The following is a 24,159-nucleotide window of genomic DNA, read 5'->3' on the forward strand; positions in this document are numbered from 1 at the left end:
CTTCTGCCAAGAAAGGGTCCACGTCTCCATGAGCGCCACCAGCACGATCTCCGTGGGCGACAACCAAGTCGATCTTCCGATCAAGACCGGTACGATCGGACCCGACGTCATCGACATCGGCAAGCTCCACGCCAAGACCGGCATGTTCACCTTCGATCCCGGGTTCACCTCCACCGCGTCCTGCGAATCGAAGATCACCTATATCGACGGCGACGCCGGCGTCCTCCTGTATCGCGGCTATCCCATCGAGCAGATCGCCGAGCAGGGCGACTTCCTCGAGACGTGCTACCTGATGCTGTTCGGTGAATTGCCGACGCCCGCCCAGAAGGCGGATTTCGACTACCGGGTCACGCGCCACACCATGGTGCACGACCAGATGAACCGCTTCTTCCAGGGATTCCGCCGCGACGCCCACCCGATGGCGATCATGGTCGCCTGCGTCGGCGCGCTGTCGGCGTTTTACCACGACTCGACCGACATCTCGGACGACAAGCAGCGCATGATCGCCAGCTTGCGCATGATCGCCAAGATGCCGACGCTCGCGGCGATGGCTTACAAGTATTCAATCGGCCAGCCCTTCGTCTACCCGAAGAACGACCTCGATTACACCTCGAACTTTCTGCGGATGTGCTTCGCGGTGCCGTGCGAGGAGTTCGTCGTCAACCCGATCTACGCACGCGCGCTGGACCGGATCTTCATCCTCCACGCCGATCACGAGCAGAACGCCTCGACCTCCACCGTGCGTCTGGCCGGCTCGTCGGGCGCCAACCCCTTCGCCTGTATCGCCGCCGGCATCGCCTGCCTGTGGGGGCCTGCGCATGGCGGCGCCAACGAGGCGGCGCTCAAGATGCTGGAAGAGATCGGCACACCCGACAACGTGGCGAAATACGTCGCCAAAGCGAAGGACAAGAACGACCCGTTCCGTCTGATGGGCTTCGGTCACCGGGTCTACAAGAACTACGATCCGCGCGCCCGCATCATGCAAAAGACGACGCATGAGGTTCTCAGCCAGCTTGGCATCAAGGACGATCCGCTGCTCGAAGTCGCCGTACAGCTCGAGCAGATCGCCCTGAAGGACGAGTACTTCATCGAGAAGAAGCTCTACCCGAACATCGATTTTTATTCCGGCATCACCCTCAAGGCGATGGGCTTCCCGACCTCGATGTTCACCGTGCTGTTCGCGCTCGCCCGCACCACGGGCTGGATCGCCCAATGGGCCGAGATGATCGAGGATCCCTCGCAGAAGATCGGCCGCCCGCGCCAGCTCTATATCGGCCCGGACAAGCGCGAATACGTGCCCATCGGCCAGCGCGGCTGAGGCGTTCATTCAAGCAGTCCGCCGTATCCGACCTCGCTTTCGAAGCGAACGTCACGGAGCGACATGATCTGGTGCAGCAGCAATGAACCGAAGGCGGGGTGGCCAGATAGGCTTCCCCGCTTTTTTTGTGGCCCTCCCCACGACATGAGCCGTCCGAAGAGCGAGGCCTGATCGATCATTGATCAATCGGGCAAACAAAAAGGCCGCCCTCTCGGGCGGCCTTTTTCGTCTCGGTGATGATCCGGTGGGATCAGCGCGAATAGAACTCGATCACGAGGTTCGGTTCCATCTGGACCGGGTAGGGAACTTCGCTGAGGCTCGGCACGCGGGTGACGCGAGCGGTCATCTTGGCGTGATCCACCTCAATGTAGTCCGGCACGTCACGCTCGGCGAGCTGCGAGGCGACGACGACGATCTCGAGCTGCTTCGACGAATCCTTCACCTCGATCACGTCGCCCGGCTTCACGAGGAAGCTGGCGATGTTCACGCGACGGCCATTCACCTTGACGTGGCCGTGGTTCACGAACTGGCGGGCAGCGAACGGGGTCGGCACGAACTTGGCGCGGTACACCACGGCGTCGAGGCGACGCTCCAGCAGGCCGATCAGGTTCTCGCTCGAGTCGCCGCGCAGGCGGATCGCCTCGGCGTAGTAGCGGCGGAACTGCTTCTCGGTGATGTTCGCGTAGTAGCCCTTGAGCTTCTGCTTGGCACGCAGCTGCGTGCCGAAGTCGGACATCTTGCCCTTGCGGCGCTGGCCATGCTGGCCGGGGCCGTACTCGCGGCGATTGACGGGGCTCTTCGGGCGGCCCCAGATGTTCTGGCCCATACGGCGATCGAGCTTGTGCTTCGCCTGAATACGTTTTGACATCGCGGTTCCTCTCAGCGAGTGAGATTGGTCGAGGAACGCGCCCTCCTCTTTCCGAAGCGGCCCGGGGCCGAAGCGGAACGACAGAGCGGACATTGCCGCTCACGGGTGCGCTTGAAAAAGCTGCGGGGCCCCTCTCGGAGCCCCGTAACTGAGCGGTGCATAGGCGAGAGAGGCCCGGAGGTCAATGCCGAGGCGGCAACGCATCTATTGCAGAGCGAGCGGCATCATCTCCACGGCGACATCGCCGACGCCCCTGGCATCGAGAGAGCGACGCAGGGAGGGCGTGATGCCGGCACCGCTGGTGAAGGCCGTCAGCCCCGGAGGGATGTCGTCCAGGGGCTTGCGCCGGGATGGACCGAGAAGCTGCGTGACCCGGCGGGCGATGGCCGGGGCCGGATCGATCCAGGTCACCTCCCAGGGGGCGAGGCGCTGGAATCGCGTGAGCAGCAGGGGATAATGGGTACAGGCGAGGCAGACCACGTCCGTACGTCGCCCGTCCTCGCGCTCGACGAAGCATGGGGCGATCTCGGCGGCGATCAACGCGTCGTCGACCGGGCGGCCCGCGAGTTCGGCCTCGGCATAGGCCGCCAGATTCGGCGATCCGACCAGGGTGACCGCACAGGCGCCCGCATAAGTCTCGATGAGGTCGTGGGTATAGGGCCGCGCCACAGTGCCAGGCGTCGCCAGGAGGCTGATCCTGCGCGAGCGTGTCGCCTCCGCCGCCGGCTTGATCGGCGGCACGACGCCGACGAACGGTGTCGAAAAGCGCGCCCGGAGTGCAGGAAGCACCAGGGTCGACGCCGTGTTGCAGGCGATCACGACGAGATCGGGGCCGTGGCGTAGGAGAAGTCTCTCCATCACCGTCAGGACGCGGGCGACGAGGATGGATTCCGATAGACGCCCGTAGGGAAAGGCGGCGTCATCGGCGGCATAGACGTAACGAGCGTCGGGCCGGGCGCGCCTCACTTGTTCGAGAACAGTGAGGCCGCCAAGACCGGAATCGAACACGAGAATGGTTGGGGTCGGCCGGATTTCAGCCGCCAGGGCCGCCGTCATCACTCCTGCCATCAGATCGATCCGCATACGAGCCTTGCCTGGACACTGTGCGTGGATGGAGGAGTGTCGGGCCGGCAGGGTTAAGGCCGTGTCACTGAGGCATGAAAAAGGCCCGGCATTTTTCGCCCATGCGCGCCGCGTCGATGGGCGCAGGCGAACGGCCGTTGCCGAATGGCGGCGGGGCCATATTTCCGCATCATGGATGCGAGTGGAGTGATCGACATGGCAGCGACGGCGGCAATCCGCGAGACCTCGCATCGTCAGACGGAAAGCGCGGCATTCCCGCCGCCAAACGTCTCGGAAAGGCCGGTGGATCGCGCGGCCTGGATCAGGGCCTTCCGCGCCGTGCGTGACGAGACAGAGCGCCGCGCCGCGCCGCTATCGCCGGAGGACCAGCAGATCCAGTCCATGGCCGATGCCAGCCCGACGAAGTGGCACCGGGCGCATACCACGTGGTTCTTCGAGCAGTTCCTCCTGCGCGATCACGTGCCCGGCTACCGCATCTACGACGAGCGGCTGCACTACCTCTTCAACTCCTATTACGTCGCCGCAGGCCCCCGCCAGCCGAGAATCATGCGCGGTCTCATCACACGGCCGACCGCGGACGAGGTCGCCGGTTACCGCACCCATGTGGACTGTGCAATGGAGGGCCTCCTGGCGGATTCGACCGAGGCGACCCTCGACACGGTGCTGTCGATCCTGGAGATCGGCCTTTATCATGAGCAGCAGCATCAGGAGTTGCTCCTCACCGACATCCTCCATGCCTTCGCGCAGAACCCCCTGAGCCCCGTCTACGATGCCGGATGGCGTTTTCCTCGTCCTGTATCGCGGGGCGGAACCGCCGAGTTGGATGGGAGGGTCGAGAAGATCGGGCATCAAGGCGACGGATTCTCGTTCGATAACGAATCCCCACGCCATGAGACGCTGATCCTGCCGTGTCGGATCGACAGGGGCCTCGTCACTAACGCGCAATGGCTCGCCTTCATCGAGGATGGCGGCTACGCGCGGCCCGAACTCTGGCTCTCGGATGGCTGGCTCGCGGTGCAGGCGGAGGGCTGGGAGTCCCCCGGCTACTGGCAGCGCAATGAGGCCGGGCAATGGTCGAGCATGACCCTCGCCGGACAGGCCAGTATCGACCCGGCCCTGCCCGTCACCCACGTGAGCTATTTCGAGGCGGATGCCTTTGCCCGATGGGCGGGGCGCGATCTGCCCACCGAGTTCGAATGGGAGATCGCCGCCAAGGAGGGTCTGCTCGACGACGCCTTCGGCCTCGTCTGGCAATGGACCCGTTCTGCCTATTTGTCCTACCCAGGCTACAGGCCGGTGTCCGGTGCGCTCGGCGAATACAACGGAAAGTTCATGTCGAACCAGTTCGTCCTGCGCGGCTCTTCCGTGGCCACCTCCGAAGGTCATGCCCGGATCGGCTATCGAAATTTCTTCTATCCGCACCAGCGCTGGCAGTTCACGGGGCTACGGCTGTCGAACTATCGCGACTGATCTCCGTTTCCCTCTCCCGCGATACCTTACGTCCTTCGGCGTTCCTCGGAGACTTGCCCGTGACCATCAACCCCGTCTTCACGGACGCCACCCCCGTCTCCTCCGTCACTCCGGAGCAGCAGTTCCTCGACGACATCCTCGTGGGGCTCTCGGCGGAGCAGAAATTCATTCCGGCGAAGTATTTCTACGACGAGATCGGCTCCGACCTGTTCGAGGCGATTACCCGACAGCCGGAATATTATCCGACCCGCACGGAAATCGGTATCCTCGATGCGTCGGGGCCGGACATCGCATCGCTTCTTCCTTCACGAGCGAACCTCGTGGAATTCGGTAGCGGCTCGACGGTGAAGGTCCGGCGGCTTCTCGTCCATCTCACGGATTTGGCCGCCTACGTTCCGGTTGACGTTTCGGAGAACTTCCTACGAAGCGAAGCCGAAACCCTGTCGCGGGACTTCCCACAACTGTCGATTCAGCCGGTCGCGGCGGATTTCACCCGGCCCTTCACTCTCCCCGACGGGCTCTCCGATGGCGCTGTAGCGGGGTTCTTCCCAGGCTCGACCATCGGCAATTTCGAGCCGCCTCAGGCCGCTCATCTCCTTGCCCATTTCGGGCGGGTTCTCGGGCCTGGAGCATCCTTGATTGTCGGCGTCGATCTCGTAAAGGACAAGACGGTGCTGGATGCGGCCTATGACGATGCGGCTGGCGTGACGGCGCGTTTCAACCTCAACCTGCTCGATCGGATCAATCGCGAACTCGGTGCCGATTTCGACCGATCGGCCTTCGCCCACCGGGCCTATTTCGCACCTGAGGCGTCGCGGATCGAGATGCATCTCGTGAGCTTGCGCGCCCAGGACGTGTCGCTCGCGGACCGCCGCTTCAGCTTCGCGGGTGGAGAGACGATCCACACCGAGAACAGCTACAAGTACACGATCGACGGCTTCCGCGCCCTTGCGGCTCAGGCAGGATGGAAGGTTGCGAAGAGCTGGACCGATGCCGAGCGCTTGTTCTCGGTCCATGCCCTCACCCGATAAGGATCAAGCCTTCTTCTCAAGCATCTGCTTGACCTGCATCAACTGGTCCCAGACCGTGCCCGGAGTCGTTCCGAGCACGTCGAATCCGGCGCTGATCCCCCAATAAATTCCGTAGCAGATGATCGGAACGAGGATCCAACCCAGGATTTCCTCGCCCCGGCGCCGCCGTACACGACGACGCCGTCGCTCTTCGCGCCGGGTCAGTTTCTGCGGGCGGGCCGCGACATGCGTGCCCTGGCTGGAGAGCGGTGTCAGGGGGCCCTCTTGCAGATCGCTCATGGATACTCCCCTGTCATCGCGAGTGGCTTCAACGATCCCACTCCAACCTTTCCCGCACCGGCATGAGCCGTGACGGGAAATCGAAGTCTGTGACGTTGCTCGGCGAGCCCCTCGCAGGTGTCACGGCCGAACATGCGCTGATGCATTTACTCAAAGGCGCTAGCTAGCGACCGAGCCCGCGCATGTCGACAGCAGGACCGCGCATTTTCAGCCCGAACGCGAACGGGGCGCGCCTCCCTCGTAAGGAAGACGCGCCCCGTTCGGCAGAGCTTCGGTGCGATCAGGCCCGGACGAGAGGAACTTTCGGTACCGTGCGGACACCGCCCGAACCACCCTTGTCGTCCTTCTTCGCCTCTTCCTTCTTTCGCGGAGCGGCCTTGGCCCGGCTGCGCTTGCGCTTGCCGCCGGCATTGGTCACGTCCTTCTCCGGTTTCGGTGTCACGGGTCCGGCCGGGAACTCGAAGGCCAGCGCGTCTTTTTGCGCCAGCGTCACACCTTCCTCGGCCTTCTTCAGCACAACCCGAACCGCGCCGCCATCCTTGAGGCGTCCGAACAGGACTTCATCGGCGAGCGGCGTCTTGATCGTGGTCTGGATCAGGCGCGCCATGGGCCGGGCACCCATCGCCTCGTCGTAACCGTTCTCGGTCAACCACTCGCGCGCCTCGTCCGAGAGTTCGATGGTCACGTTGCGGTCGGCCAGCTGCGCCTCGAGCTGGAGCACGAACTTGTCGACAACCTTGGCCACCACGTCCTTCGGCAGATGTCCGAACGAGATGATCGAGTCGAGGCGGTTCCGGAATTCCGGCGCGAAGAGCTTGTTGATCGCCTCGACGTCGTCTCCCGTGCGCTTGGCCTGGGTGAAGCCGTAGGCCGACTTCGCCATGTCCGATGCGCCCGCATTCGTCGTCATGATGATGATGACGTTGCGGAAATCTACCTGCTTGCCGTTGTGATCGGTGAGCTTGCCGTGGTCCATCACCTGCAACAGGATGTTGAAGAGGTCGGGATGGGCCTTCTCGATCTCGTCCAGCAACAGCACGCAATGCGGATGCTGGTCGATCCCGTCAGTGAGCAGCCCACCCTGATCGAAGCCGACATAGCCGGGCGGAGCGCCGATGAGACGGCTGACCGTGTGGCGCTCCATGTATTCCGACATGTCGAAACGGATCATCTCGATGCCGAGTGACGAAGCGAGCTGCTTGGCCGCTTCCGTCTTGCCGACACCGGTGGGCCCGGCGAACAGGTACGAGCCGATCGGCTTGTCCGGATCGCGCAAGCCGGCGCGCGCCAGCTTGATCGCCGAGGTGAGAGCCTCGATGGCATCCGTCTGCCCGTAGACAACGCGCTTCAGGTTCTCGGTAAGGTTCTTGAGAACCGCGGCATCGTCCTTCGAGACGGTCTTTGCCGGGATACGTGCCATCGTCGCGATGGTCGCTTCGATTTCCTTCACACCAATCGTCCGCTTGCGGCGAGCTTCCGGCACAAGCATCTGCGACGCGCCGGTCTCGTCGATCACGTCGATCGCCTTGTCCGGCAACTTGCGGTCGTTGATGTAGCGCGCAGACAACTCGACGGCGGCTTTCACGGCCTCGGTCGTGTATTTGAGTTTGTGAAACTCCTCGAAATAGGGCTTGAGACCCTTCACGATCTCGATGGCGTCCGGGATCGACGGCTCGTTGACGTCGATCTTCTGAAACCGGCGCACCAGGGCGCGATCCTTTTCGAAGTACTGACGGTACTCCTTGTAGGTGGTCGAGCCGATGCAGCGGAGCGAGCCGTTGGCCAAAGCGGGCTTGAGCAAGTTCGACGCGTCCATCGCACCGCCGGAAGTCGCGCCGGCGCCGATGACGGTGTGTATCTCGTCGATGAAGAGCACCGCGTTCGGGTGCGCCTCGATCTCCTTCATCACCTGCTTGAGCCGCTCCTCGAAGTCGCCACGATAGCGCGTGCCCGCGAGCAGGGTGCCCATGTCGAGGGAGAACACCGTTGCGTCGATGAGAACTTCCGGCACTTCCTTGTTGATGATCTTGCGCGCCAGTCCTTCGGCAATGGCGGTCTTGCCGACACCCGGGTCGCCCACGAGCAGCGGATTGTTCTTCTGACGGCGGCACAGGATCTGGATGGTGCGCTGGACCTCGCTCTCACGACCGATCAGCGGATCGATCCGGCCATCGCGTGCCTTCTTGTTGAGATTGACGCAGTAAGCCTCGAGCGCGTCGCCCTTCTTTTTAGTGCGGTTCTCCGTCTCCTCGCCGCTCGGACGCTCGGTGGAAGGCTCCTCCTCCGCGCCACGAACGGGCTTCGGCTCGGACGCGCCGGGACGCTTGGCGATGCCATGGCTGATGTAGTTGACCGCGTCGTAGCGGGTCATGTCCTGCTCCTGCAGGAAATAGGCAGCATGGCTCTCGCGCTCGGCGAAGATCGCTACGAGCACGTTGGCCCCGGTCACCTCTTCCCGGCCGGAGGACTGGACGTGGATGACCGCGCGCTGGATCACCCGCTGGAAACCCGCCGTCGGCTTGGCATCCTGGCGCCCATCGCCGATCAGGTTGGCGAGTTCGGTGTCCACATACTCGACGAGGCTGCGTTTCAGCGTGTCGACCTCGACGTTGCAGGCGCGCATGACGGCCGCGGCGTCCTGGTCGTCCACCAGGGCGAGGAGCAGATGCTCCAGCGTCGCATATTCGTGCCGGCGCTCGCCGGCGAGCGCCAGGGCGCGGTGGAGAGCTTGTTCTAGGCTGCGAGAGAAGCTGGGCAAAAGCGGGTCCTCGTGTGAAGTGCCTATTTTTTTTCCATGACGCACTGGAGAGGATGTTGGTGTTTGCGCGCGAAGTCCATGACCTGCGTCACCTTGGTCTCCGCCACCTCATAGGTAAAGATCCCGCACTCGCCGACGCCATTCTGATGCACGTGCATCATGATCTGGTAGGCATCGGCCTGTGATTTGTTGAAAAATTTCTCGACCACGTGCACGACGAACTCCATCGGCGTGTAATCGTCGTTGAGAAGGAGCACGCGGTACAGGCTCGGCCGTTTCGTCTTGGGCTTGGTCCGGGTGATGATCGCAGTCCCCGAGCGACCGTCGTCATTGCCGCCCGGTCCAATGGGATCGGCTGCGCGCGGCGTCGAAGGATCGTTAGGGATCGCGCCATCAAGCCCAGCGGTCGTGGTGGCGCCGCCGTGATCCGTATTGAGGGAGACCAGACAACGCATCGGGTCGTCGGACATCGGAATAGCATCGACCCCATTTTTGGTAGAGAAGCCCGGACGCGGATCGTGAGACCCCACCGGCTTCCCGACTGCACGCTGGCGCCGCGCGCCTGCTTCACCGTCAATCTATAGGCCGTTTCCCGACTTCGCCAGTCGCCTGCGCGCACTTGTCCGGTACGTGGCGCGGTGAACGCCTGCCGCCGGGCGGACTTTACCCGGCAATGCCGCGGGAAGGTGCGATGACGCACGAAAAAGGGCGACCGAGCCGTCGCTCGATCGCCCTTTGGCATATCTTTCCCGTCGTCGCCGGCTCCAACGCCGGACGGACGCTCAGTTGGTAGCGGGAAGCTTGATCTTGGTCAGGCCCTCGAGCGGCTTGCCGATCTCCTTGGCGAGCTCGGCATAAAGGCCGCCGACCAGCTTCGCTTGAGCGACCATGCGCTCGTAGGACGCCTTCATGAACTCGGCCTGGATTTCCATGGCGCTCTGAGGGGTCTTCGCCTCAGACAGCTTCTTCATCGTGGCGGTGCCATGCTCGAAGGACTGCTTGGTGAAGTCCGCCATCTCGGTGCCGACGGTCTGGTTCGTCCGGGCGACGAGCGACACGCTCTTCATCGCCGAATCGAAGCCGGACTTGTCGAAAGCGGGGATCTTGTCGAAGGGCTGGAAAGTCATGGGATGCGAGATACCCTTGCGGGCATTCCTCTGGGGCCGGATGTCGACAAGGCCGGTTCCCCGACCCGCGGAATCGACCAACGCCGTCTTTATGTGCATTGCACCATCGATCGTCAAGATTTATATTGCACCGCAGCGAAAGCGAGCAAATTGATGCCGAGGCATTAACCGGGCCGTAACCGCGTCGACCTAGCCTGATTGACAGATGTTGCGAGGGCACGGCGGCACGTTCGCCGGCCTTGCAGTGATGATGCAGTGCAAGCCGACCTCAGGGTCGGTTGTCGAGGACACCCCGTCGCGATGCGTAGCGTTCCGAGTCGCTCCCGGACGACCCATGGACTGCCGGCCCTGATTACGGCCGCAGCCGTTCTCACGGCCATCGCCTCGCCCGCCGATGCGCGTCGTGGGCACCATCACCGGGGCGGTGGAGGGGGCTACAACCCGCCCTACGCCGCCATGGTGGTCGATGTGAAGACGGGCCGCACCCTGCATGCGGTCAACGAGGATTCCCTCCGCCACCCGGCGTCGATCACGAAGGTGATGACGCTCTACATGCTGTTCGAACAGCTCGAGCGTGGCCGTTTCAACCTCGACTCGCCCCTGACCATCTCGGCATTCGCCGCCGCCCGGCCGCCGTCCAAGCTCGGTCTCCGGCCCGGCTCGACGATCGAGGTGGAGGACGCGATCAAGGCGATCGTGACGAAATCCGCCAATGACGTGGCCTGCGCCATCGGCGAGAACATCGCCGGCTCGGAGCCGAAATTCGCCGAGATGATGACCCGCAAGGCACAGGCCCTGGGAATGTCCCGGACCAACTACGCCAACGCCTCGGGCCTGCCCGATGCGGACCAGATCACCACGGCGCGCGACCTGACCATCCTCGCCCGGGCGATCCAGGACCGGTTTCCGCGCTACTACAAGTACTTTCAGACCCGCTCCTTCGCCTTCCGCGGCCGGGTCATCGGCAACCACAACCGGCTCCTGGGCAATGTCGAAGGCGTGGACGGCATCAAGACCGGCTACACTCGCGATTCCGGCTTCAACCTGATGACCGCCGCCAAGTCCGACGACCGCCAGATCGTGGCGATCGTGCTCGGCGGAAAGTCCGGTGCCAGCCGCGACCGCATCATGGCCGATCTCGTCCGGGCGAACCTGCCGCGCGCCTATGCCGGCAACCGCCAGGCACCGGCGGTGACGGAAGTCGCCGAGCGTGGCCGCCCGGCCGTGGTGGCGGACGCCACGTCGCGGACGCGCACTCAGGTCGCCTCGGCCGACGACGAGGAGATCGAGGTGGAGACCACCGCCTCGACCCAACCTCTCGACATCAGCCCGCGCCAGACCACGACCCCTGGAAGTGCCGGTGCCAAGTGGCGGAGCGGCGCCCTCCCGGCCTCGGCTCAGGCATATGCACCGAGCAGCGCACCCGCCGCTTTCCCCGGAACCAAGGCTTCGCCCAGCGGCAAGTCGGATGCACGTCTCGCATCGGTCGATGGCGCCCGGCCCGAGCCCGCCCCGAAGTCAGCGTCCACGAGCCGCGTCACGCCTACCGCCTGGGTGATCCAGCTCGGCGCCATGGACGACGAAGACAAGGCTAAGTCGATGCTTTCCGAGGCGCGCAGCCGGGCCGGAAGCGCCCTTTCCAAGGCCTCGCCCTACACGGTCAGGGTCGATCATGGCGGCGCCACCCTCTACCGGGCCCGGTTCTCGGGCTTCAGCGAGCAGGAAGCCGCGCAGGACGCTTGCTCGACCCTGAAGCGCAACGGCTTCAACTGCTTCGCCACGCGAAGCTGAAACCCGCCATCGTGACGGCTTAGCTTTTCAGAAGCTGGAAGCCCTCCTGACATCGGTGACGACGCCATTTGCGTCCTCGCCGAACCCAGTCGGCTGTTCGCCGGCCGGGTCCGATCGAGCATTTTTCTGGCAACGCGCGTGGAGTATCAGCGATGTCGGCTCACAAGCCTGTCTCGGGCCGCGTTGATGCGCGAAGCCCCCTCGACCGTTCCGCCCTGGTCGGGATGCCACCGTTTCATCAGCGTGCGATGAGCCGTGCGGATCTGCTGCAGGGTCGCCCCGCTCTGAAGCCCCAGGATCTGGTGGGCCTCCTCTTGCGTCATCGCCCCTGGATCCGGCGGACGGCGCGACCGCGCGTCGGAATCTCTCTCAGCGTCTTCACGCCCGGCGGCCGTTCTGCCGTCGAGATACGTCTGTAAACGGCGAGCGGCGATGCGGTCGACTTTGCGGCAGACGGCGAGGATCTGTATCAGCGCCGCTTCAGGAAGCTGCGACAGGCGCCGCCCGGCATAGGGACCGATCTGGACGATCCCGTCAGCGGTCCGCCCATCGGGCATCACCTCGAACAGCACGATCGTGGGCCGCGAGACGGATGCGCGCCTGAACAGGCCGCGAAGCCGGACGAGCACGGCGTCTACACCATCGAGGAACCAGAACGCGACGCCCCCGAACAGGATCGCGAGTTCGATCCGACCACGAACCGCAGCCACGCCGGCCAGGGCGAGCAAGACATAGCCGCCGATCCGTCTCGCCAGTCGCGGCGTGATCAGCCGACCCATGCGCCGGACGAGGTGGGGCTTGGCGGTCTTGGCGTACCACCACAGGACGAACAGGGCCGCGAGGGCGGCAAGGATGGTCATCGGCGCATGTCGTGGTCGAGCGTGACCCGTCCGCCGATCCTGACCTGGACATCGCCGATCCGGTGGAAACCGCCCTGCGTTCCCACCTGCTCGGCGCTGCGATCCGGACACGTGTCGCGCGGCGGGAGGCGCCCCCCCTCGGGAGCATCGTCGCGGCATAGGCGCCGCGACGCGTCCCTCGCTCCGGCCGGCATCACGCCGAGCACGAGCGCGACGCGGACGAGGGATCGGAACAGGCGGGCCTTCGTCGTCATTGCGGTGTCTTGCGTGTTGTCGTTCGGCGCGGTTTCAACCCTACTGCACCGGAAACGGCCTTTGTGACAGCCCGGCCTGGGAAAGCCTTATTGCCGCGTCTCTGCCACATCCGCCGTGATGACCTTCACCTTGCGGATGCGGCCGTCCCGCTCGACGGCGAGATCGACGGCCTTGCCGATGCCCGCCGCCTCCATCGCGGCGGTGAGATCGGCGAGGCGGTGCACCGGCTGACCGCCGGCTCCGACGATGACATCGCCGATCGTACCGGTCTGGACATCGACACCGCGCAATCCGGCCTCGGCGGCCGGCGATCCGCGCAGGACCCGCAGGACCACGACGCCGTCGATCCCGAGACGCGCGGCGGTCGCTTCCTGACCGGCGATGATGCCGATGCCCGGATTGCGGGTGCGGCCGTTGCGGATGAGTTCGGGCACGACCCGGTTCACCACGTCCACGGGGATCGCGAAGCCGATGCCGGCGCTGGCGCCCGAGGGAGAATAGATCGCCGTGTTGACGCCCACGAGTCGCCCCGCGGAATCGAGGAGCGGCCCCCCGGAATTGCCGGGATTGATCGCGGCGTCGGTCTGGATCACGCCGGACAACTCCCTCCCCTCCCCCGTCGGGAGGCGGCGACGAAGAGCGCTGATGACGCCCGTCGTGAGGGTATGGTCGAGGCCGAACGGGTTGCCGATGGCGAAGGCCGCTTGCCCGACCTTGAGATCCGCCGAGGTACCGATGGCCAGGGGCGGCGGAACGACACCGGTGCCGCCGAGGCGAAGCACGGCGAGGTCGTAGCTCGGCGCGGTCCCGACGATCGTCGCCGGGCGGACCTCCCCCGAGGATAGGCGGACGGACACCGAGCCGCCTCGCTGGGCCGCGCCCGCCACCACGTGATTGTTGGTGACAACGTGCCCGGCGGCATCCCAGACGAAGCCCGTGCCCGTCTGCGCTCCGTTGCCCCCTTCGCCCTCCTCGGAATCGGGGCTCATCAGGGAACGCCCCTGGGCAGCGGCTTGGGCGAAGACATGCACGACCGACGGGCTCGCGCGCTCGAACAAGGTCGCGGTGGACGTTTCGGATGGGGCCAGATCCCCCCGAGCCGTGATCGCCCGAGGAGTTTCAGCCGAGAACAGGAGCGCCGCCAGATAGGGCTGTCCGACGTAGAGCGCCATGAGCACCAGGGCCGCCGTGATCGCCATGCGGCCAAAGCGATCCGACATGTCACATCCCTTTCACAGCTTTGGAAAAATTCTGGACTGCGTCCGTCGCATTAACTGGTCGGTCACCCATCTCCGTTCAACTGTTTTCACGGGCGGCACGATCCGGGTGCGCGGGCACACGGTTCCGTCCCAAGGTTCAAGCTACAAGTTCAATCAGCACTGTCACCCTAAACTCTTCATCATAAAAAGAGGGCGTCCCAGGGCAGCCGCTTCAAGCTTTGTGTTCAAAACATGATGTTTAAGGCGGGGGATAAAGGATCGGGTCTGCCATACTCATCATGGCAATGCCCAAATTGATCGCAAAGCTGCCCTAGAGATGCTTCCATTCTCACGGAAACACGTCCCGCTCTGGCTGCACCGAATGCTGGCCCAGCAGCACAGACCCGCGGGGAACGACCCTCTCAGGTTCAAGGAAAACATCGCTATGGAAACCGAAGCCCTCGAACGTCCCGCCGATCTAACGATCTGGCGGACCACTCCCGTCCCGGCGCCGCTGGCCCAGCCCGCGCGCTACGGCACCCTTCGCGAGGCGATCGAGGCCGCCGCAGGCGCCCTGACCGACCCGGCAAAGCAGCCGTGGATCATCACCGAGGAAGGCGAAATCCTCTCGCCGAACTGGATCCGCACCTATCTCAACTAAGGTGATGCGGCCTCTCGCAACCTCCTGACGAGGCCAGGAAGACCCAGCCGCCGGCGCGGAACCGACCGCGCCGCACGGCGGACGTCCCGATCTGTCGTGAACCGAGCCGGGCTGTCCGTTACGTTTTCGGCCCCTGGCGACACGCACGACCCATCCTGCCGGATGACCTGCCCCGATGCGGGCGATCATCCGGCCTCTCCACCGATGGCAACCGGGGCTCAGACCTGCCGGTCCACGACTGCGCCTTGGCCTTCGGGAAGAACGGCCTTCTGTTGATCGGCGGATTGCTGCAAGAGCTGGGCGATGGCCCGATCACTCTCACCTTGCTTGCGTATGAAGGTCGTCTGCATCGACTCGCGCGTCGCAGCGCTCTGGTTCGAGACGATCGACTGCGCGAGGCCGGCGATGGAATCACTCATGAACGGGGTTCCTCATGGCTCAGACGGGCTTAGCCCGCTCGATCTTGCCAAACACTGAAGAAAGCCAGTCGCTATTGTTTGTAATTTCCCCGTTCGATCTCGCCGTGCCTATAAACCTCCGGCTTGTTCACGAGGGAGACCAGAACGTAGGAAACGATCATCAGCAGGTACCAGGAACCAAGCTTCGGCCAGGAAACCATCGCCCAGCTCGATACCTGGTTCGGATAGAGCCAGACCCGCGTTCCGGTGCCGATGTTCTCGGCGAGCCAGATGAACAGGGCGACGAGCAGGAAGCCCAGGAGAAGCGGCATCCGCCGGTGTACCCGCCAGACCTTGAAATACACCCAGGTTCGGCCGAACAGCAGGGCCGTCGCCGCGAACAACCCGAGGCGGATGTCCGTTACGTAGTGGTGCGTGAAAAAGTTAAGGTAGATCGCCGTGGCCAGCAGAAGCGTCGCACCGGTGCCGGGATGGTGGGTGAAGCGGAAATCGAACAGGCGCCACACCCGGGCGATGTAGGAGCCAATGCTCGCATACATGAAGCCCGTGAAGAGCGGCACGCCGGCGATGCGGAACAGGCTCACCTCCGGGTAGATCCATGATCCGACGGCGGTCTTGAAGATTTCCATTACCGTCCCGACCACATGGAAGAGAGCGATCACCTTCGCCTCCTCCCAGGTCTCCATGCGCAGAGCGAGAAGGACGACCTGGATCATCACGGCCGAGAGGGTCAGCATGTCGTATCGGCTGAGCGTGGCCTGGGCGGGATAGAACAGGTAGCTGCCGATCAGGAGGGCGCACAGCAATCCGCCGAACAGGCAGGCCCATCCCTGCTTGATGCCGAAACGCAGGAATTCGTAGACCCCGGCCACCAGAGGTCCACGTGCCAGAGCCAAGGCGCCGACCCGCGCCTCGATGGCGACGAACCGGGCAATGGGGCGCCATAGGCGGGCCGCGCTGGCGGTCGGAATGTCTGTCACGGTGGCTGTCCCGAAGCTTTTGCGGTCTCCCTTTACCCGAATGGAGACCAGGCCCACATCGAGGCTCGGCCTTATCGATCGCGCGAGGGACCGACCGTTTGACGATCCACACGTTGTCCGACGAAACCGATCCCGAAACGCGCCGCGTGCGGCGGAACCTCGCCCGGCTTCAGGTTCTGCTCGAACGCCGCCGCGTACGCGCCGTGGCCATGCGCGGTGTCCGTGGGGCTCTCGGCGGCGGCGCCAGCTTCGCCGCCTTGGTGAAGCTGAAGCTCGCCGGCTCCCTCTTGCTAAAGGGCGGGCTAGCCCTGCTCGTCGGGCTCTGTTTCGCTTGGCCTGTCGTGGCCGGTCTACTCCTCGGGCTCGTCCTCGTCGTTCTCGCCGTGGTGGGTGCCTTCGAGGGCGAGGCGCCGAGTTGTCCCGATTCATGCTGGAGCGCCTCGAGGCGACGCGACAGGCTGCGCGAGCTGATCGACGAGCGTCTCGGATGGCTCGAAAGCCGCACCGGCCCGGCACCGCGATATCGCCGACCGTGATGAGATTGTCCCGCTCGTCGAACCCGGACCGACCGGTCCGATGACGTCACTGTTTCTCAAAATGGATTTGAGAGGGATAGCCCGAAGCCGGTGCTTCACTATAATGCTTCGCCAAACGCCGCCGCACGAGTTCGATCACATGACGTCCCGTATCCCCGATTTCGCGAACGTCCCATACGCGGCAGATGCCTTCACGGCGCCAGTGCCGCCGGCGGGCGAGCCATGGATGACGCCCGAGGGCATCCCGGTGAAGGGCGTGTACGGGCCGGAGGATCGCGAGGGGATCGAGTTTCTCCATACCTATCCGGGTGTGGCGCCCTACCTGCGCGGCCCCTACCCGACCATGTACGTGACCCAGCCCTGGACGATCCGGCAATATGCCGGCTTCTCCACGGCCGAGGATTCGAACGCGTTCTATCGGCGCAATCTCGCCGCCGGACAGAAGGGCCTGTCGGTCGCCTTCGATCTCGCTACCCATCGCGGCTACGATTCCGATCACCCGCGTGTCTCGGGCGATGTCGGCATGGCCGGCGTGGCGATCGATTCGATCTACGACATGCGGACGCTGTTCTCGGGCATCCCGCTGGACGAGATGACCGTGTCGATGACGATGAACGGCGCGGTGCTGCCGATCCTCGCCCTCTACATCGTGGCGGCCGAAGAGCAGGGCGTGCCGCCCGAGAAACTCGCGGGCACGATCCAGAACGACATCCTCAAGGAGTTCATGGTCCGCAATACCTACATCTACCCGCCGGCGGGCTCGATGCGGATCATCGGCGATATCTTCGCCTACACCTCTGCCCATATGCCGAAGTTCAATTCGATCTCGATCTCCGGCTACCACATGCAGGAAGCCGGGGCGACCAACGACCTCGAACTCGCCTACACGCTGGCCGACGGCGTCGAGTACATCAAGGCGGGTCTCGCCGCCGGGCTCACCATCGACAAGTTTGCCCCACGACTGTCGTTCTTCTGGGCGATCTCGACGAACTTCTTCATGGAGATCGCCAAGATGCGGGCGGCGCGCCTGATCTGGGCCAAGCTCGTAAAGGAGTTCGAGCCGAAAACGGATAAATCCCTCCCCCTGCGCACCCACAGCCAGACATCGGGCTGGTCTCTGACCGCACAGGACGTGTTCAACAACGTCACCCGCACGTGCATCGAGGCGATGGCCGCGACGCAGGGCGGCACCCAGTCGCTTCACACCAACGCCCTCGACGAAGCACTCGCGCTCCCCACCGACTTCTCGGCCCGCATCGCCCGCAACACGCAGCTTTTCCTGCAGCAGGAGAGCGGCACGACGCGCATCGTCGACCCGTGGGGCGGCTCCTACTATGTGGAGAAGCTCACTCAGGACATCGTCGCCCGCGCCTGGGAGCACCTGCGCGAAGTCGAGGAATTGGGCGGTATGGCAAAGGCCATCGAGGCCGGCATCCCCAAACTGCGCATCGAGGAAGCGGCGGCCCGCGCCCAGGCGCGGATCGATTCCGGCCGTCAGACCATCGTCGGTGTCAACAAATTCAAGCCCGAGGACGATCGCGCCATCGAGTTGATGCGCGTCGACAACGGCAATGTCCGTATGCTGCAGATCGACAAGCTCAAGAGGCTGCGCGCCGAGCGCAATCAGGCCGATGTCGATGCCGCGCTGGCGGCACTGACCGCAGCCGCCCAGGGAGAGGGCAATCTCCTGGCGCTAGGTGTCGAGGCTGCCCGCGCGAAGGCCACGGTGGGAGAGATTTCCGACGCCCTGGAAAAGGCCTGGGGCCGGCATCGCGCCGAGATCCGCTCGATCTCGGGTGTCTACAAGCGAGAGGTAGGTGGCATGTCGCCGGTGGTCGAGACCGTTCGTCAGCTCGTGGAGACCTTCGAGGAGAATGACGGTCGGCGCCCGCGCATCCTCGTCGCCAAGATGGGCCAGGACGGGCACGACCGTGGCCAGAAGGTGATTGCGTCGGCCTTCGCCGATCTCGGCTTCGACGTCGATATCGGCCCACTCTTCGCCACTCCGGCCGAAGCCGCACGACAAGCTGTGGAGAACGACGTCCACATCGTCGGCGTTTCGTCTCTCGCCGCCGGCCACCTGACGCTGGTGCCCGAATTGAAGGCGGCGCTGACTGAACAGGGACGCGGCGACGTGATGATCGTGATCGGCGGCGTGATCCCCCCGGGTGACTATCCGGCGCTCTATGCCGCTGGCGCATCAGCGATCTTTCCGCCCGGCACGGTCATTGCTGAAGCAGCCGTGAAGCTGATTGAGGAATTGAGCGGCAGGCTTGGTTACAACGCGCGGCAGGCCGCCGAATAGGATGACCGTATTGCTGCATCGGAATTCATGAAGTTAACTCCGAGGCCATTGCCGGACGCTCACCTCCTGCCCTAATCGCGTCCGTCGCATATTTTGCCCCGCAACGGGTTGGTTGCGGCGCAGCAAGATCGTATTTCCCGGCATCGTACTGAACCTGAAATTGTGAGTTGACGCCGATGGCCTCAGGATTTTCCGCCCTCATCCATCCGGTCATCCTATGCGGTGGCTCCGGTACGCGATTGTGGCCCGCCTCCCGCGAGAGCATGCCGAAGCAGTTCACGCCACTCGTGAATGCCGATAGTTCGACCTTCCAGGACACGGCCCGTCGCGTCGCGGATGGAACCGCCTTCTCGCGGCCGACGATCATCACCAGCAGCGACGCCCGCTTCATCGTAGCCGAACAGCTGCTTCAGGCCGAAGTCCAGGCGGACATCGTTCTCGAGCCCGAGCGGCGCGACTCAGCCGCGGCCGTCGCGGTCGCCGCCCTCCATGCCGCCCGGCGCGACCCGGAAGCGGTAGTGCTCATCCTGGCCGCCGATCACGTCATCGGCGACACGGCTGCCTTCGTGGATGCTGCGCGCGCCGCCGCTGTTGGCGCGCAGGCCGGTCGGATCATGACGCTGGGGATCGAGCCCACCGCACCGTCCACTGCCTATGGCTATATCCGCAAGGGCGCATCGATCGACGGGGTCGAAGGCGCGTATGAGGTCGGTCGCTTCGTGGAGAAGCCCAACCGTCACGGAGCGGAAAGCCTGATCGCCGACGGCGCCTTATGGAACAGCGGCTACTTCCTGTTCCGGGCCGACGTCATGCTGGCCGAGCTGGAGACCTATGCTCCGGAAATCCTGGCCGCCACCCGCGCCGCTCTCGATGGGGCGACGACCGATCTCGATTTCCTGCGCCTGGATGCTACCGCCTTCGCAAGCGCGCCGAAGACCTCGATCGATTATGCCGTGATGGAGCGGACCGATCGTGCCGGAGTCTTGCCGGTGTCCTTCCCCTGGTCCGATGTCGGCACCTGGGACGCGGTCTGGGACGTGTTGCCCCGTGATGCGTTGGGTAACGCCGTGCGCGGTCGCGTGGAACTCGTCGAGACCCGCGGTAGCCTCGTGCATAGCGAAGGCGAGCATCTCACTGCCGTGGTGGGTCTCGACGATGTCGTCGTGGTCTCGACCCCGGACGCCGTCCTCGTGACCTCGAAGGCGAAAGCCGGCCTCGTGAAGGAACTGGTCACGCAGTTGCGCGAAAAGGCCCATCCCGAGGCGGATGCGCATCGTCGGATGTTCCGCCCCTGGGGTTGGTACCAGCGCATCGATATCGGCGAGCGCTTCCAGGTGAAGCGCATCATGGTGACGCCGGGCGGGCGGCTCTCGCTGCAGAAGCATTTCCACCGGGCCGAGCATTGGGTCGTGGTTCGCGGGACCGCCGAGGTCACCGTGGACGATCGCGTCGTGCTGGTTCACGAGAACGAGGCCGTGTACCTGCCCATCGGTTCGATGCATCGTCTCACCAATCCGGGCAAGATCCCCCTCGAACTCATCGAGGTCCAGGTCGGATCCTATACCGGTGAGGACGACATCATCCGCGTCGAGGACATCTACGGACGATAAGCGCGACGGCCGGGGGTCAAGCGGCTACGGGTCGCTCGACCCGGCCGCGATAGGACAGGGCCTCGGCGAGATGGAGGCGGCGCACCTGCTCTTCGCCGTCGAGATCCGCCAAGGTTCGTGCCACGCGCAATACGCGGTGGAAGCCTCGTGCCGAGAGACGCATCGTCTCCGCCGCGTTGCGGATCAGAGCCGTACCGTCTGCATCAGGCGCCGCCATCTCCTCGATCAGCGGCACCGGACAGGTTGCGTTCGTGACGACGCCGGTCAGGCCGTGCGCCGCGAAACGTGCCGCCTGCAGCGCCCTTGCCGAGGCCACGCGAGCCGCTGTCTCCGCCGAGCCTTCGGCCGGAGGAGGCAAGATCAGATCGGCCGCCGTGACGGCACCGACTTCGATCCGCAAGTCGATGCGATCGAGGAGTGGCCCTGAGATCCGCGCGCCATATTGGGCGACGCAGCGGTCGTTGGGTCCGCGCCGGCAGGCATAGCCCGGCTCCAGGGCCTGACCGCACCGACAGGGATTCATGGCGGCAATCAGCTGGAACCGCGCGGGGTACGTCACCCGGTGATTGGCGCGGGCTATCATGACCTCGCCGGTTTCCATCGGCTGGCGCAGGGAATCGAGCACCTGCGGTGTGAACTCGGGAAGCTCGTCGAGGAACAGCACGCCGCCATGCGCCAGTGAGGCCTCGCCGGGGCGGGCATTGATACCACCTCCTACGAGGGCAGCCATCGACGCCGAATGGTGAGGTTGCCGGAACGGCCGACGGTTCGACAGAGCTCCGCCTTTCAACTCACCGGCCACCGACTGGATCATCGAGACTTCGAGGAGCTCGCGGGGCCCGAGAGGCGGCAGGATGGAGGGAAGCCGGGCCGCGAGCATCGATTTACCCGCACCGGGCGGGCCATTCATCAGAAGATTGTGGCCTCCGGCGGCGGCGATCTCCAGGGCACGTTTGGCTCCCTCCTGGCCCTTGATGTCGCGAAGGTCCGGCAGCCGTCCCGTGGTCGTGGCCACGGCCGGCTCGGGGCGTGCCATGACCTGACTGCCCTTGAAATGGTTCGCGAGCTGGATCAGGGAGCGCGGGGCCAGAACGTCCATGTCGCCACCGGCCCAGGCCGCTTCAGGCCCAGTCGCGGCCGGGCAGATCAGACCGAGCCCCCGCGAATTCGCCGCCATGGCGGCAGGCAAGACGCCGTTCACCGCTGTGATCGTGCCGTCCAGGGCCAGCTCGCCGAGGACGCAATAACCGGCGAGCGCATCGGGCGGGATCGCGCCGATGGCGGCCATCACCGCAAGTGCGATGGGCAGATCGTAATGCGATCCCTCCTTAGGCAAGTCCGCCGGAGCGAGGTTGACGGTGATGCGCTTTGCCGGAAGCGCGAGTCCCGATGCGATCAGGGCCGAGCGGACGCGCTCCCGTGATTCCGCCACGGCCTTGTCGGCCAGACCAACCACCATGAAGACCACGGCGCCGGGAGCGATCTGCACCTGCACGTCGACGGCACGCGCCTCGATTCCCTCGAAGGCAACGGTGGCGACGCGGGTGACCATGGTTTCGAGCCTCTGAGGTTAAGGCCAAGGTTATGGCGAGCCGGCGCCCGTGACAACCAGCGCGTGCGCCCATGTGGAATTGTCATGGAACTCCGGCAGGGCTGTACCGTTCGCAACCGTCTGATTTCCATCCAAGGAGATGTCCATGTCGATCAAGACAGCCGGCCTCGCAGCTATTGCCCTCGGTTTCGCCCTGACCGGAATCGCCTTCGCCGACAGGGCACCGACGCCCGAGGAACTCACCAAGATCGAGGCGACCTTGAAGAAGGAAGGCTTCGTGAAGTGGAAGAAGATCGAGGTCGAGGATCATGAGATCGACGTGGACGATGCCGTCGATGCCAACGGCAAGCAGTTCGACCTCGAGCTCGACCCCAAGACCTTCGCCATCACCACCCGCGAAGCCGAATAGAGGTCCGGCCTCGTGAGGCGCTTGCGTTACGCCGAAGCGCCGGCCATATAACGCTCGGGAGGTTGGCGAGGGACGTTTCACTCGCCAACCGGGTCAGGTCCGGAAGGAAGCAGCCCTAACGAGACCGAGCGGGTCTTCGTCCAGCCTCCCACCTTCGTCGATCCTCACCGATCGACCTGTCCGAGGCCCCGCGTGGCGGCATTCCCCCGACCCGGGGCCGTTCGAACCACGCAAGGCGGCATGGACGCGACTTCCGGCACACCGAGCGATCTTCCTGGCCTGCCGGGCTTGCCCGAGCCCGTGCCGGCGGTGACGCCCTATCGGGTGCTCGCCCGCAAGTATCGCCCGCAGAATTTCGACGATCTGATCGGCCAGGGCGCCATGGTGCGCACGCTTGCCAATGCGTTCGCGGCCAACCGCATTCCACAGGCGTGGATGCTCACCGGCGTACGCGGCGTCGGGAAGACGACGACGGCCCGCATTCTCGCACGGGGCCTCAACTATGTCCGCGACGGCCATCCCGATACCGGCCCTACCATCGCCATGCCGGAGCTCGGCCGCCATTGTCAGGCGATCATGGAATCCCGGCACATGGACGTGCTGGAGATGGATGCCGCCTCGCATACCGGCATCGACGACGTGCGCGGCATCATCGACGGCATTCGTTACTCGCCGGTCTCGGCTCGTTACAAGGTCTACATCGTCGACGAGGTCCATATGCTCTCGGAGAAGGCGTTCAACGCCTTCCTGAAGACCCTGGAAGAGCCGCCGCCCCACGCCAAGTTCGTCTTCGCCACCACCGAGATCCGCAAGGTCCCGGTGACGATCCTGTCACGCTGCCAGCGCTTCGATCTGCGCCGGGTCGAGGCGGACACCATGGTCGCGCATCTCGCCCGGATCTGTGCGGCCGAGAATGTCGAGGCAGAGCCGGAAGCCCTGGCGGCGATCACCCGCGCAGCCGAAGGCTCCGTGCGCGATGCGCTCTCTCTTCTCGATCAGGCCATCGCCCATGGGGCTGGTCTCGTGACCGGGGCCAGCGTGCGCGACATGCTCGGCCTCGCCGACAGGGGGCGGATCGTCGACCTCTTCGAGGCGGTGATGCGCGGCGACGTTCCGGCGAGCTTCGCGGAAGTGCGTGGCCAGTACGAGGCAGGTGCCGACCCGGCGGTGATCCTGTCGGATCTGGCGAGCTTCACCCATCTCGTCACTCGCCTGAAGCTTGTGCCCGAGGCCGCCGCCGCGGACCCAACGCTCAGCGCCGACGAGCGCGGCCGGGGCGGCGCATTCGCGGCCAAGCTCTCGGTGCGCGCCCTGTCGCGGGCGTGGCAGATACTTCTGAAGGCCATCCCCGAGGTCCAGGTCGCCGCAAGACCGCTGGCCGCCGCAGAGATGGCGCTCGTGCGCCTCGCCTATGCCGCCGATCTCCCGACGCCGGACGAGGCGCTGAGGCAACTGAGGACCGAGGCTCTGGCATCGCCTCAGACGCAAGCGCCACCCACCGCCTCCCCGCCCGCTCCCAGCAGGGCCCTGTCTCCTCCCCAGCCCTCGACCACGGCATCGGTGGAGCCGCCGCCGCGACCGGCCCTGAACCTGGCCGCGAACGGAGGCGTCCGGACGGGCCACGAACAAGCGCCCGTTCCGCAAGTTC

22 protein-coding genes and 1 other RNA gene are annotated in these 24,159 nt (G+C 64.8%); 11 read left to right on the top strand and 12 right to left on the bottom strand.

Annotated elements, in window-relative coordinates:
• The first annotated feature begins 28 nt into the window (after positions 1–28).
• Complete coding sequence (gene gltA, locus MBTS_RS05760) at positions 29–1,318, top strand: citrate synthase (protein WP_027172387.1); 1,290 nt, start codon at positions 29–31, stop codon at positions 1,316–1,318.
• 250 nt (positions 1,319–1,568) lie between these two features.
• On the opposite strand, the gene rpsD is transcribed toward gltA, so the two are convergent.
• The gene (rpsD, locus tag MBTS_RS05765; RefSeq protein ID WP_018044769.1) at positions 1,569–2,186 is read right to left on the bottom strand and encodes a 30S ribosomal protein S4; all 618 of its coding nucleotides are present in this window, start codon (positions 2,184–2,186) and stop codon (positions 1,569–1,571) included.
• 204 nt (positions 2,187–2,390) lie between these two features.
• On the bottom strand, positions 2,391–3,269 hold the full coding sequence (murI, locus tag MBTS_RS05770) for a glutamate racemase (RefSeq protein WP_192215240.1): 879 nt from the start codon (positions 3,267–3,269) through the stop codon (positions 2,391–2,393).
• 195 nt (positions 3,270–3,464) lie between these two features.
• Between murI and egtB the strand changes: the two genes are divergently transcribed.
• On the top strand, positions 3,465–4,739 hold the full coding sequence (gene egtB, locus MBTS_RS05775; RefSeq protein WP_192215241.1) for an ergothioneine biosynthesis protein EgtB: 1,275 nt from the start codon (positions 3,465–3,467) through the stop codon (positions 4,737–4,739).
• Between the two features lie 59 nt (positions 4,740–4,798).
• Positions 4,799–5,770: an L-histidine N(alpha)-methyltransferase gene (gene egtD / locus MBTS_RS05780; protein WP_192215242.1), complete on the top strand. Its 972-nt coding sequence runs from the start codon at positions 4,799–4,801 to the stop codon at positions 5,768–5,770.
• A 3-nt stretch (positions 5,771–5,773) separates the two neighbouring features.
• Here the strand turns inward: egtD and MBTS_RS05785 are convergent, their stop codons facing one another.
• The 4 genes from MBTS_RS05785 to MBTS_RS05800 form a co-directional block, all read right to left on the bottom strand.
• Entirely contained in the window at positions 5,774–6,049 is a 276-nt protein-coding gene (locus MBTS_RS05785) for a hypothetical protein (RefSeq protein WP_018044773.1), read from the bottom strand.
• 280 nt (positions 6,050–6,329) lie between these two features.
• Complete coding sequence (clpA, locus tag MBTS_RS05790) at positions 6,330–8,807, bottom strand: ATP-dependent Clp protease ATP-binding subunit ClpA (RefSeq protein WP_018044774.1); 2,478 nt, start codon at positions 8,805–8,807, stop codon at positions 6,330–6,332.
• 23 nt (positions 8,808–8,830) lie between these two features.
• Positions 8,831–9,277 carry an ATP-dependent Clp protease adapter ClpS gene (clpS, locus tag MBTS_RS05795; protein WP_192215243.1) on the bottom strand — a complete coding sequence of 149 codons (447 nt, stop codon included), beginning with the start codon at positions 9,275–9,277 and terminating at the stop codon, positions 8,831–8,833.
• A gap of 312 nt (positions 9,278–9,589) precedes the next feature.
• Positions 9,590–9,934 carry a phasin family protein gene (locus MBTS_RS05800; protein WP_051074421.1) on the bottom strand — a complete coding sequence of 115 codons (345 nt, stop codon included), beginning with the start codon at positions 9,932–9,934 and terminating at the stop codon, positions 9,590–9,592.
• A 300-nt stretch (positions 9,935–10,234) separates the two neighbouring features.
• Between MBTS_RS05800 and MBTS_RS05805 the strand changes: the two genes are divergently transcribed.
• Positions 10,235–11,725 carry an SPOR domain-containing protein gene (locus MBTS_RS05805; RefSeq protein ID WP_018044777.1) on the top strand — a complete coding sequence of 497 codons (1,491 nt, stop codon included), beginning with the start codon at positions 10,235–10,237 and terminating at the stop codon, positions 11,723–11,725.
• A 146-nt stretch (positions 11,726–11,871) separates the two neighbouring features.
• Here the strand turns inward: MBTS_RS05805 and MBTS_RS05810 are convergent, their stop codons facing one another.
• The 3 genes from MBTS_RS05810 to MBTS_RS05820 all read right to left on the bottom strand — a co-directional run bounded on the left by MBTS_RS05810 (position 11,872) and on the right by MBTS_RS05820 (position 14,060).
• Positions 11,872–12,585, bottom strand: a complete 714-nt coding sequence (locus tag MBTS_RS05810; RefSeq protein ID WP_056148465.1) for a J domain-containing protein — start codon at positions 12,583–12,585, stop codon at positions 11,872–11,874.
• Positions 12,582–12,839, bottom strand: coding sequence for a hypothetical protein (locus tag MBTS_RS05815; protein ID WP_147830429.1), 258 nt, complete (start codon positions 12,837–12,839; stop codon positions 12,582–12,584). The genes MBTS_RS05810 and MBTS_RS05815 overlap by 4 nt, the downstream gene beginning before the upstream one ends.
• Positions 12,840–12,926: 87 nt before the next feature.
• Entirely contained in the window at positions 12,927–14,060 is a 1,134-nt protein-coding gene (locus tag MBTS_RS05820) for a S1C family serine protease (RefSeq protein ID WP_056148458.1), read from the bottom strand.
• A 424-nt stretch (positions 14,061–14,484) separates the two neighbouring features.
• Here MBTS_RS05820 and MBTS_RS05825 point away from each other — a divergent pair, with 424 nt between their 5' ends.
• A complete protein-coding gene (locus MBTS_RS05825; protein ID WP_018044781.1) occupies positions 14,485–14,700 on the top strand; it encodes a hypothetical protein in 216 nt (71 codons plus the stop codon).
• Positions 14,701–14,918: 218 nt separating this feature from the next.
• On the opposite strand, the gene MBTS_RS05830 is transcribed toward MBTS_RS05825, so the two are convergent.
• Positions 14,919–15,119 carry a hypothetical protein gene (locus tag MBTS_RS05830; protein WP_027172373.1) on the bottom strand — a complete coding sequence of 67 codons (201 nt, stop codon included), beginning with the start codon at positions 15,117–15,119 and terminating at the stop codon, positions 14,919–14,921.
• Between the two features lie 71 nt (positions 15,120–15,190).
• The gene (locus MBTS_RS05835) at positions 15,191–16,099 is read right to left on the bottom strand and encodes a DUF817 domain-containing protein (protein WP_056148838.1); all 909 of its coding nucleotides are present in this window, start codon (positions 16,097–16,099) and stop codon (positions 15,191–15,193) included.
• Between the two features lie 113 nt (positions 16,100–16,212).
• On the opposite strand from MBTS_RS05835, the gene MBTS_RS05840 reads away from it, so the two are divergent.
• From MBTS_RS05840 to MBTS_RS05850, 3 genes are all read left to right on the top strand, one after another.
• Positions 16,213–16,635, top strand: a complete 423-nt coding sequence (locus MBTS_RS05840) for a hypothetical protein (protein WP_238254217.1) — start codon at positions 16,213–16,215, stop codon at positions 16,633–16,635.
• A 139-nt stretch (positions 16,636–16,774) separates the two neighbouring features.
• Entirely contained in the window at positions 16,775–18,940 is a 2,166-nt protein-coding gene (gene scpA / locus MBTS_RS05845) for a methylmalonyl-CoA mutase (RefSeq protein ID WP_056148835.1), read from the top strand.
• 176 nt (positions 18,941–19,116) lie between these two features.
• Entirely contained in the window at positions 19,117–20,550 is a 1,434-nt protein-coding gene (locus MBTS_RS05850) for a mannose-1-phosphate guanylyltransferase/mannose-6-phosphate isomerase (protein WP_026176106.1), read from the top strand.
• 16 nt (positions 20,551–20,566) lie between these two features.
• Here MBTS_RS05850 and MBTS_RS05855 read toward each other — a convergent pair whose 3' ends face one another.
• Positions 20,567–22,102: a YifB family Mg chelatase-like AAA ATPase gene (locus tag MBTS_RS05855; RefSeq protein ID WP_056161978.1), complete on the bottom strand. Its 1,536-nt coding sequence runs from the start codon at positions 22,100–22,102 to the stop codon at positions 20,567–20,569.
• Between the two features lie 145 nt (positions 22,103–22,247).
• Here MBTS_RS05855 and MBTS_RS05860 point away from each other — a divergent pair, with 145 nt between their 5' ends.
• The 3 genes from MBTS_RS05860 to MBTS_RS05870 all read left to right on the top strand — a co-directional run.
• Complete coding sequence (locus MBTS_RS05860; protein ID WP_147830423.1) at positions 22,248–22,511, top strand: PepSY domain-containing protein; 264 nt, start codon at positions 22,248–22,250, stop codon at positions 22,509–22,511.
• Between the two features lie 56 nt (positions 22,512–22,567).
• Positions 22,568–22,664, top strand: an RNA gene (gene ffs, locus MBTS_RS05865) — signal recognition particle sRNA small type.
• A gap of 87 nt (positions 22,665–22,751) precedes the next feature.
• Positions 22,752–24,159 (top strand): DNA polymerase III subunit gamma/tau (locus MBTS_RS05870; RefSeq protein WP_244973504.1); only part of this gene is annotated, 1,408 nt, incomplete at its 3' end.

This window comes from Methylobacterium bullatum (genome assembly GCF_014845095.1).
GTDB lineage: Bacteria > Pseudomonadota > Alphaproteobacteria > Rhizobiales > Beijerinckiaceae > Methylobacterium > Methylobacterium bullatum.

Excerpts from the sequence above, each read along its gene's own strand:
- scpA (WP_056148835.1), top strand. The coding sequence starts at position 16,775 with ATGACGTCCCGTATCCCCGATTTCGCGAACGTCCCATACGCGGCAGAT.
- MBTS_RS05820 (WP_056148458.1), bottom strand. The coding sequence starts at position 14,060 with ATGTCGGATCGCTTTGGCCGCATGGCGATCACGGCGGCCCTGGTGCTC.
- MBTS_RS05860 (WP_147830423.1), top strand. The coding sequence starts at position 22,248 with ATGTCGATCAAGACAGCCGGCCTCGCAGCTATTGCCCTCGGTTTCGCC.
- egtB (WP_192215241.1), top strand. The coding sequence starts at position 3,465 with ATGGCAGCGACGGCGGCAATCCGCGAGACCTCGCATCGTCAGACGGAA.
- MBTS_RS05830 (WP_027172373.1), bottom strand. The coding sequence starts at position 15,119 with ATGAGTGATTCCATCGCCGGCCTCGCGCAGTCGATCGTCTCGAACCAG.
- MBTS_RS05850 (WP_026176106.1), top strand. The coding sequence starts at position 19,117 with ATGGCCTCAGGATTTTCCGCCCTCATCCATCCGGTCATCCTATGCGGT.
- MBTS_RS05800 (WP_051074421.1), bottom strand. The coding sequence starts at position 9,934 with ATGACTTTCCAGCCCTTCGACAAGATCCCCGCTTTCGACAAGTCCGGC.
- rpsD (WP_018044769.1), bottom strand. The coding sequence starts at position 2,186 with ATGTCAAAACGTATTCAGGCGAAGCACAAGCTCGATCGCCGTATGGGC.
- MBTS_RS05810 (WP_056148465.1), bottom strand. The coding sequence starts at position 12,585 with ATGACCATCCTTGCCGCCCTCGCGGCCCTGTTCGTCCTGTGGTGGTAC.
- murI (WP_192215240.1), bottom strand. The coding sequence starts at position 3,269 with ATGCGGATCGATCTGATGGCAGGAGTGATGACGGCGGCCCTGGCGGCT.
- clpS (WP_192215243.1), bottom strand. The coding sequence starts at position 9,277 with ATGTCCGACGACCCGATGCGTTGTCTGGTCTCCCTCAATACGGATCAC.
- MBTS_RS05805 (WP_018044777.1), top strand. The coding sequence starts at position 10,235 with ATGCGTAGCGTTCCGAGTCGCTCCCGGACGACCCATGGACTGCCGGCC.
- MBTS_RS05815 (WP_147830429.1), bottom strand. The coding sequence starts at position 12,839 with ATGACGACGAAGGCCCGCCTGTTCCGATCCCTCGTCCGCGTCGCGCTC.
- MBTS_RS05825 (WP_018044781.1), top strand. The coding sequence starts at position 14,485 with ATGGAAACCGAAGCCCTCGAACGTCCCGCCGATCTAACGATCTGGCGG.
- gltA (WP_027172387.1), top strand. The coding sequence starts at position 29 with ATGAGCGCCACCAGCACGATCTCCGTGGGCGACAACCAAGTCGATCTT.
- MBTS_RS05785 (WP_018044773.1), bottom strand. The coding sequence starts at position 6,049 with ATGAGCGATCTGCAAGAGGGCCCCCTGACACCGCTCTCCAGCCAGGGC.
- MBTS_RS05855 (WP_056161978.1), bottom strand. The coding sequence starts at position 22,102 with ATGGTCACCCGCGTCGCCACCGTTGCCTTCGAGGGAATCGAGGCGCGT.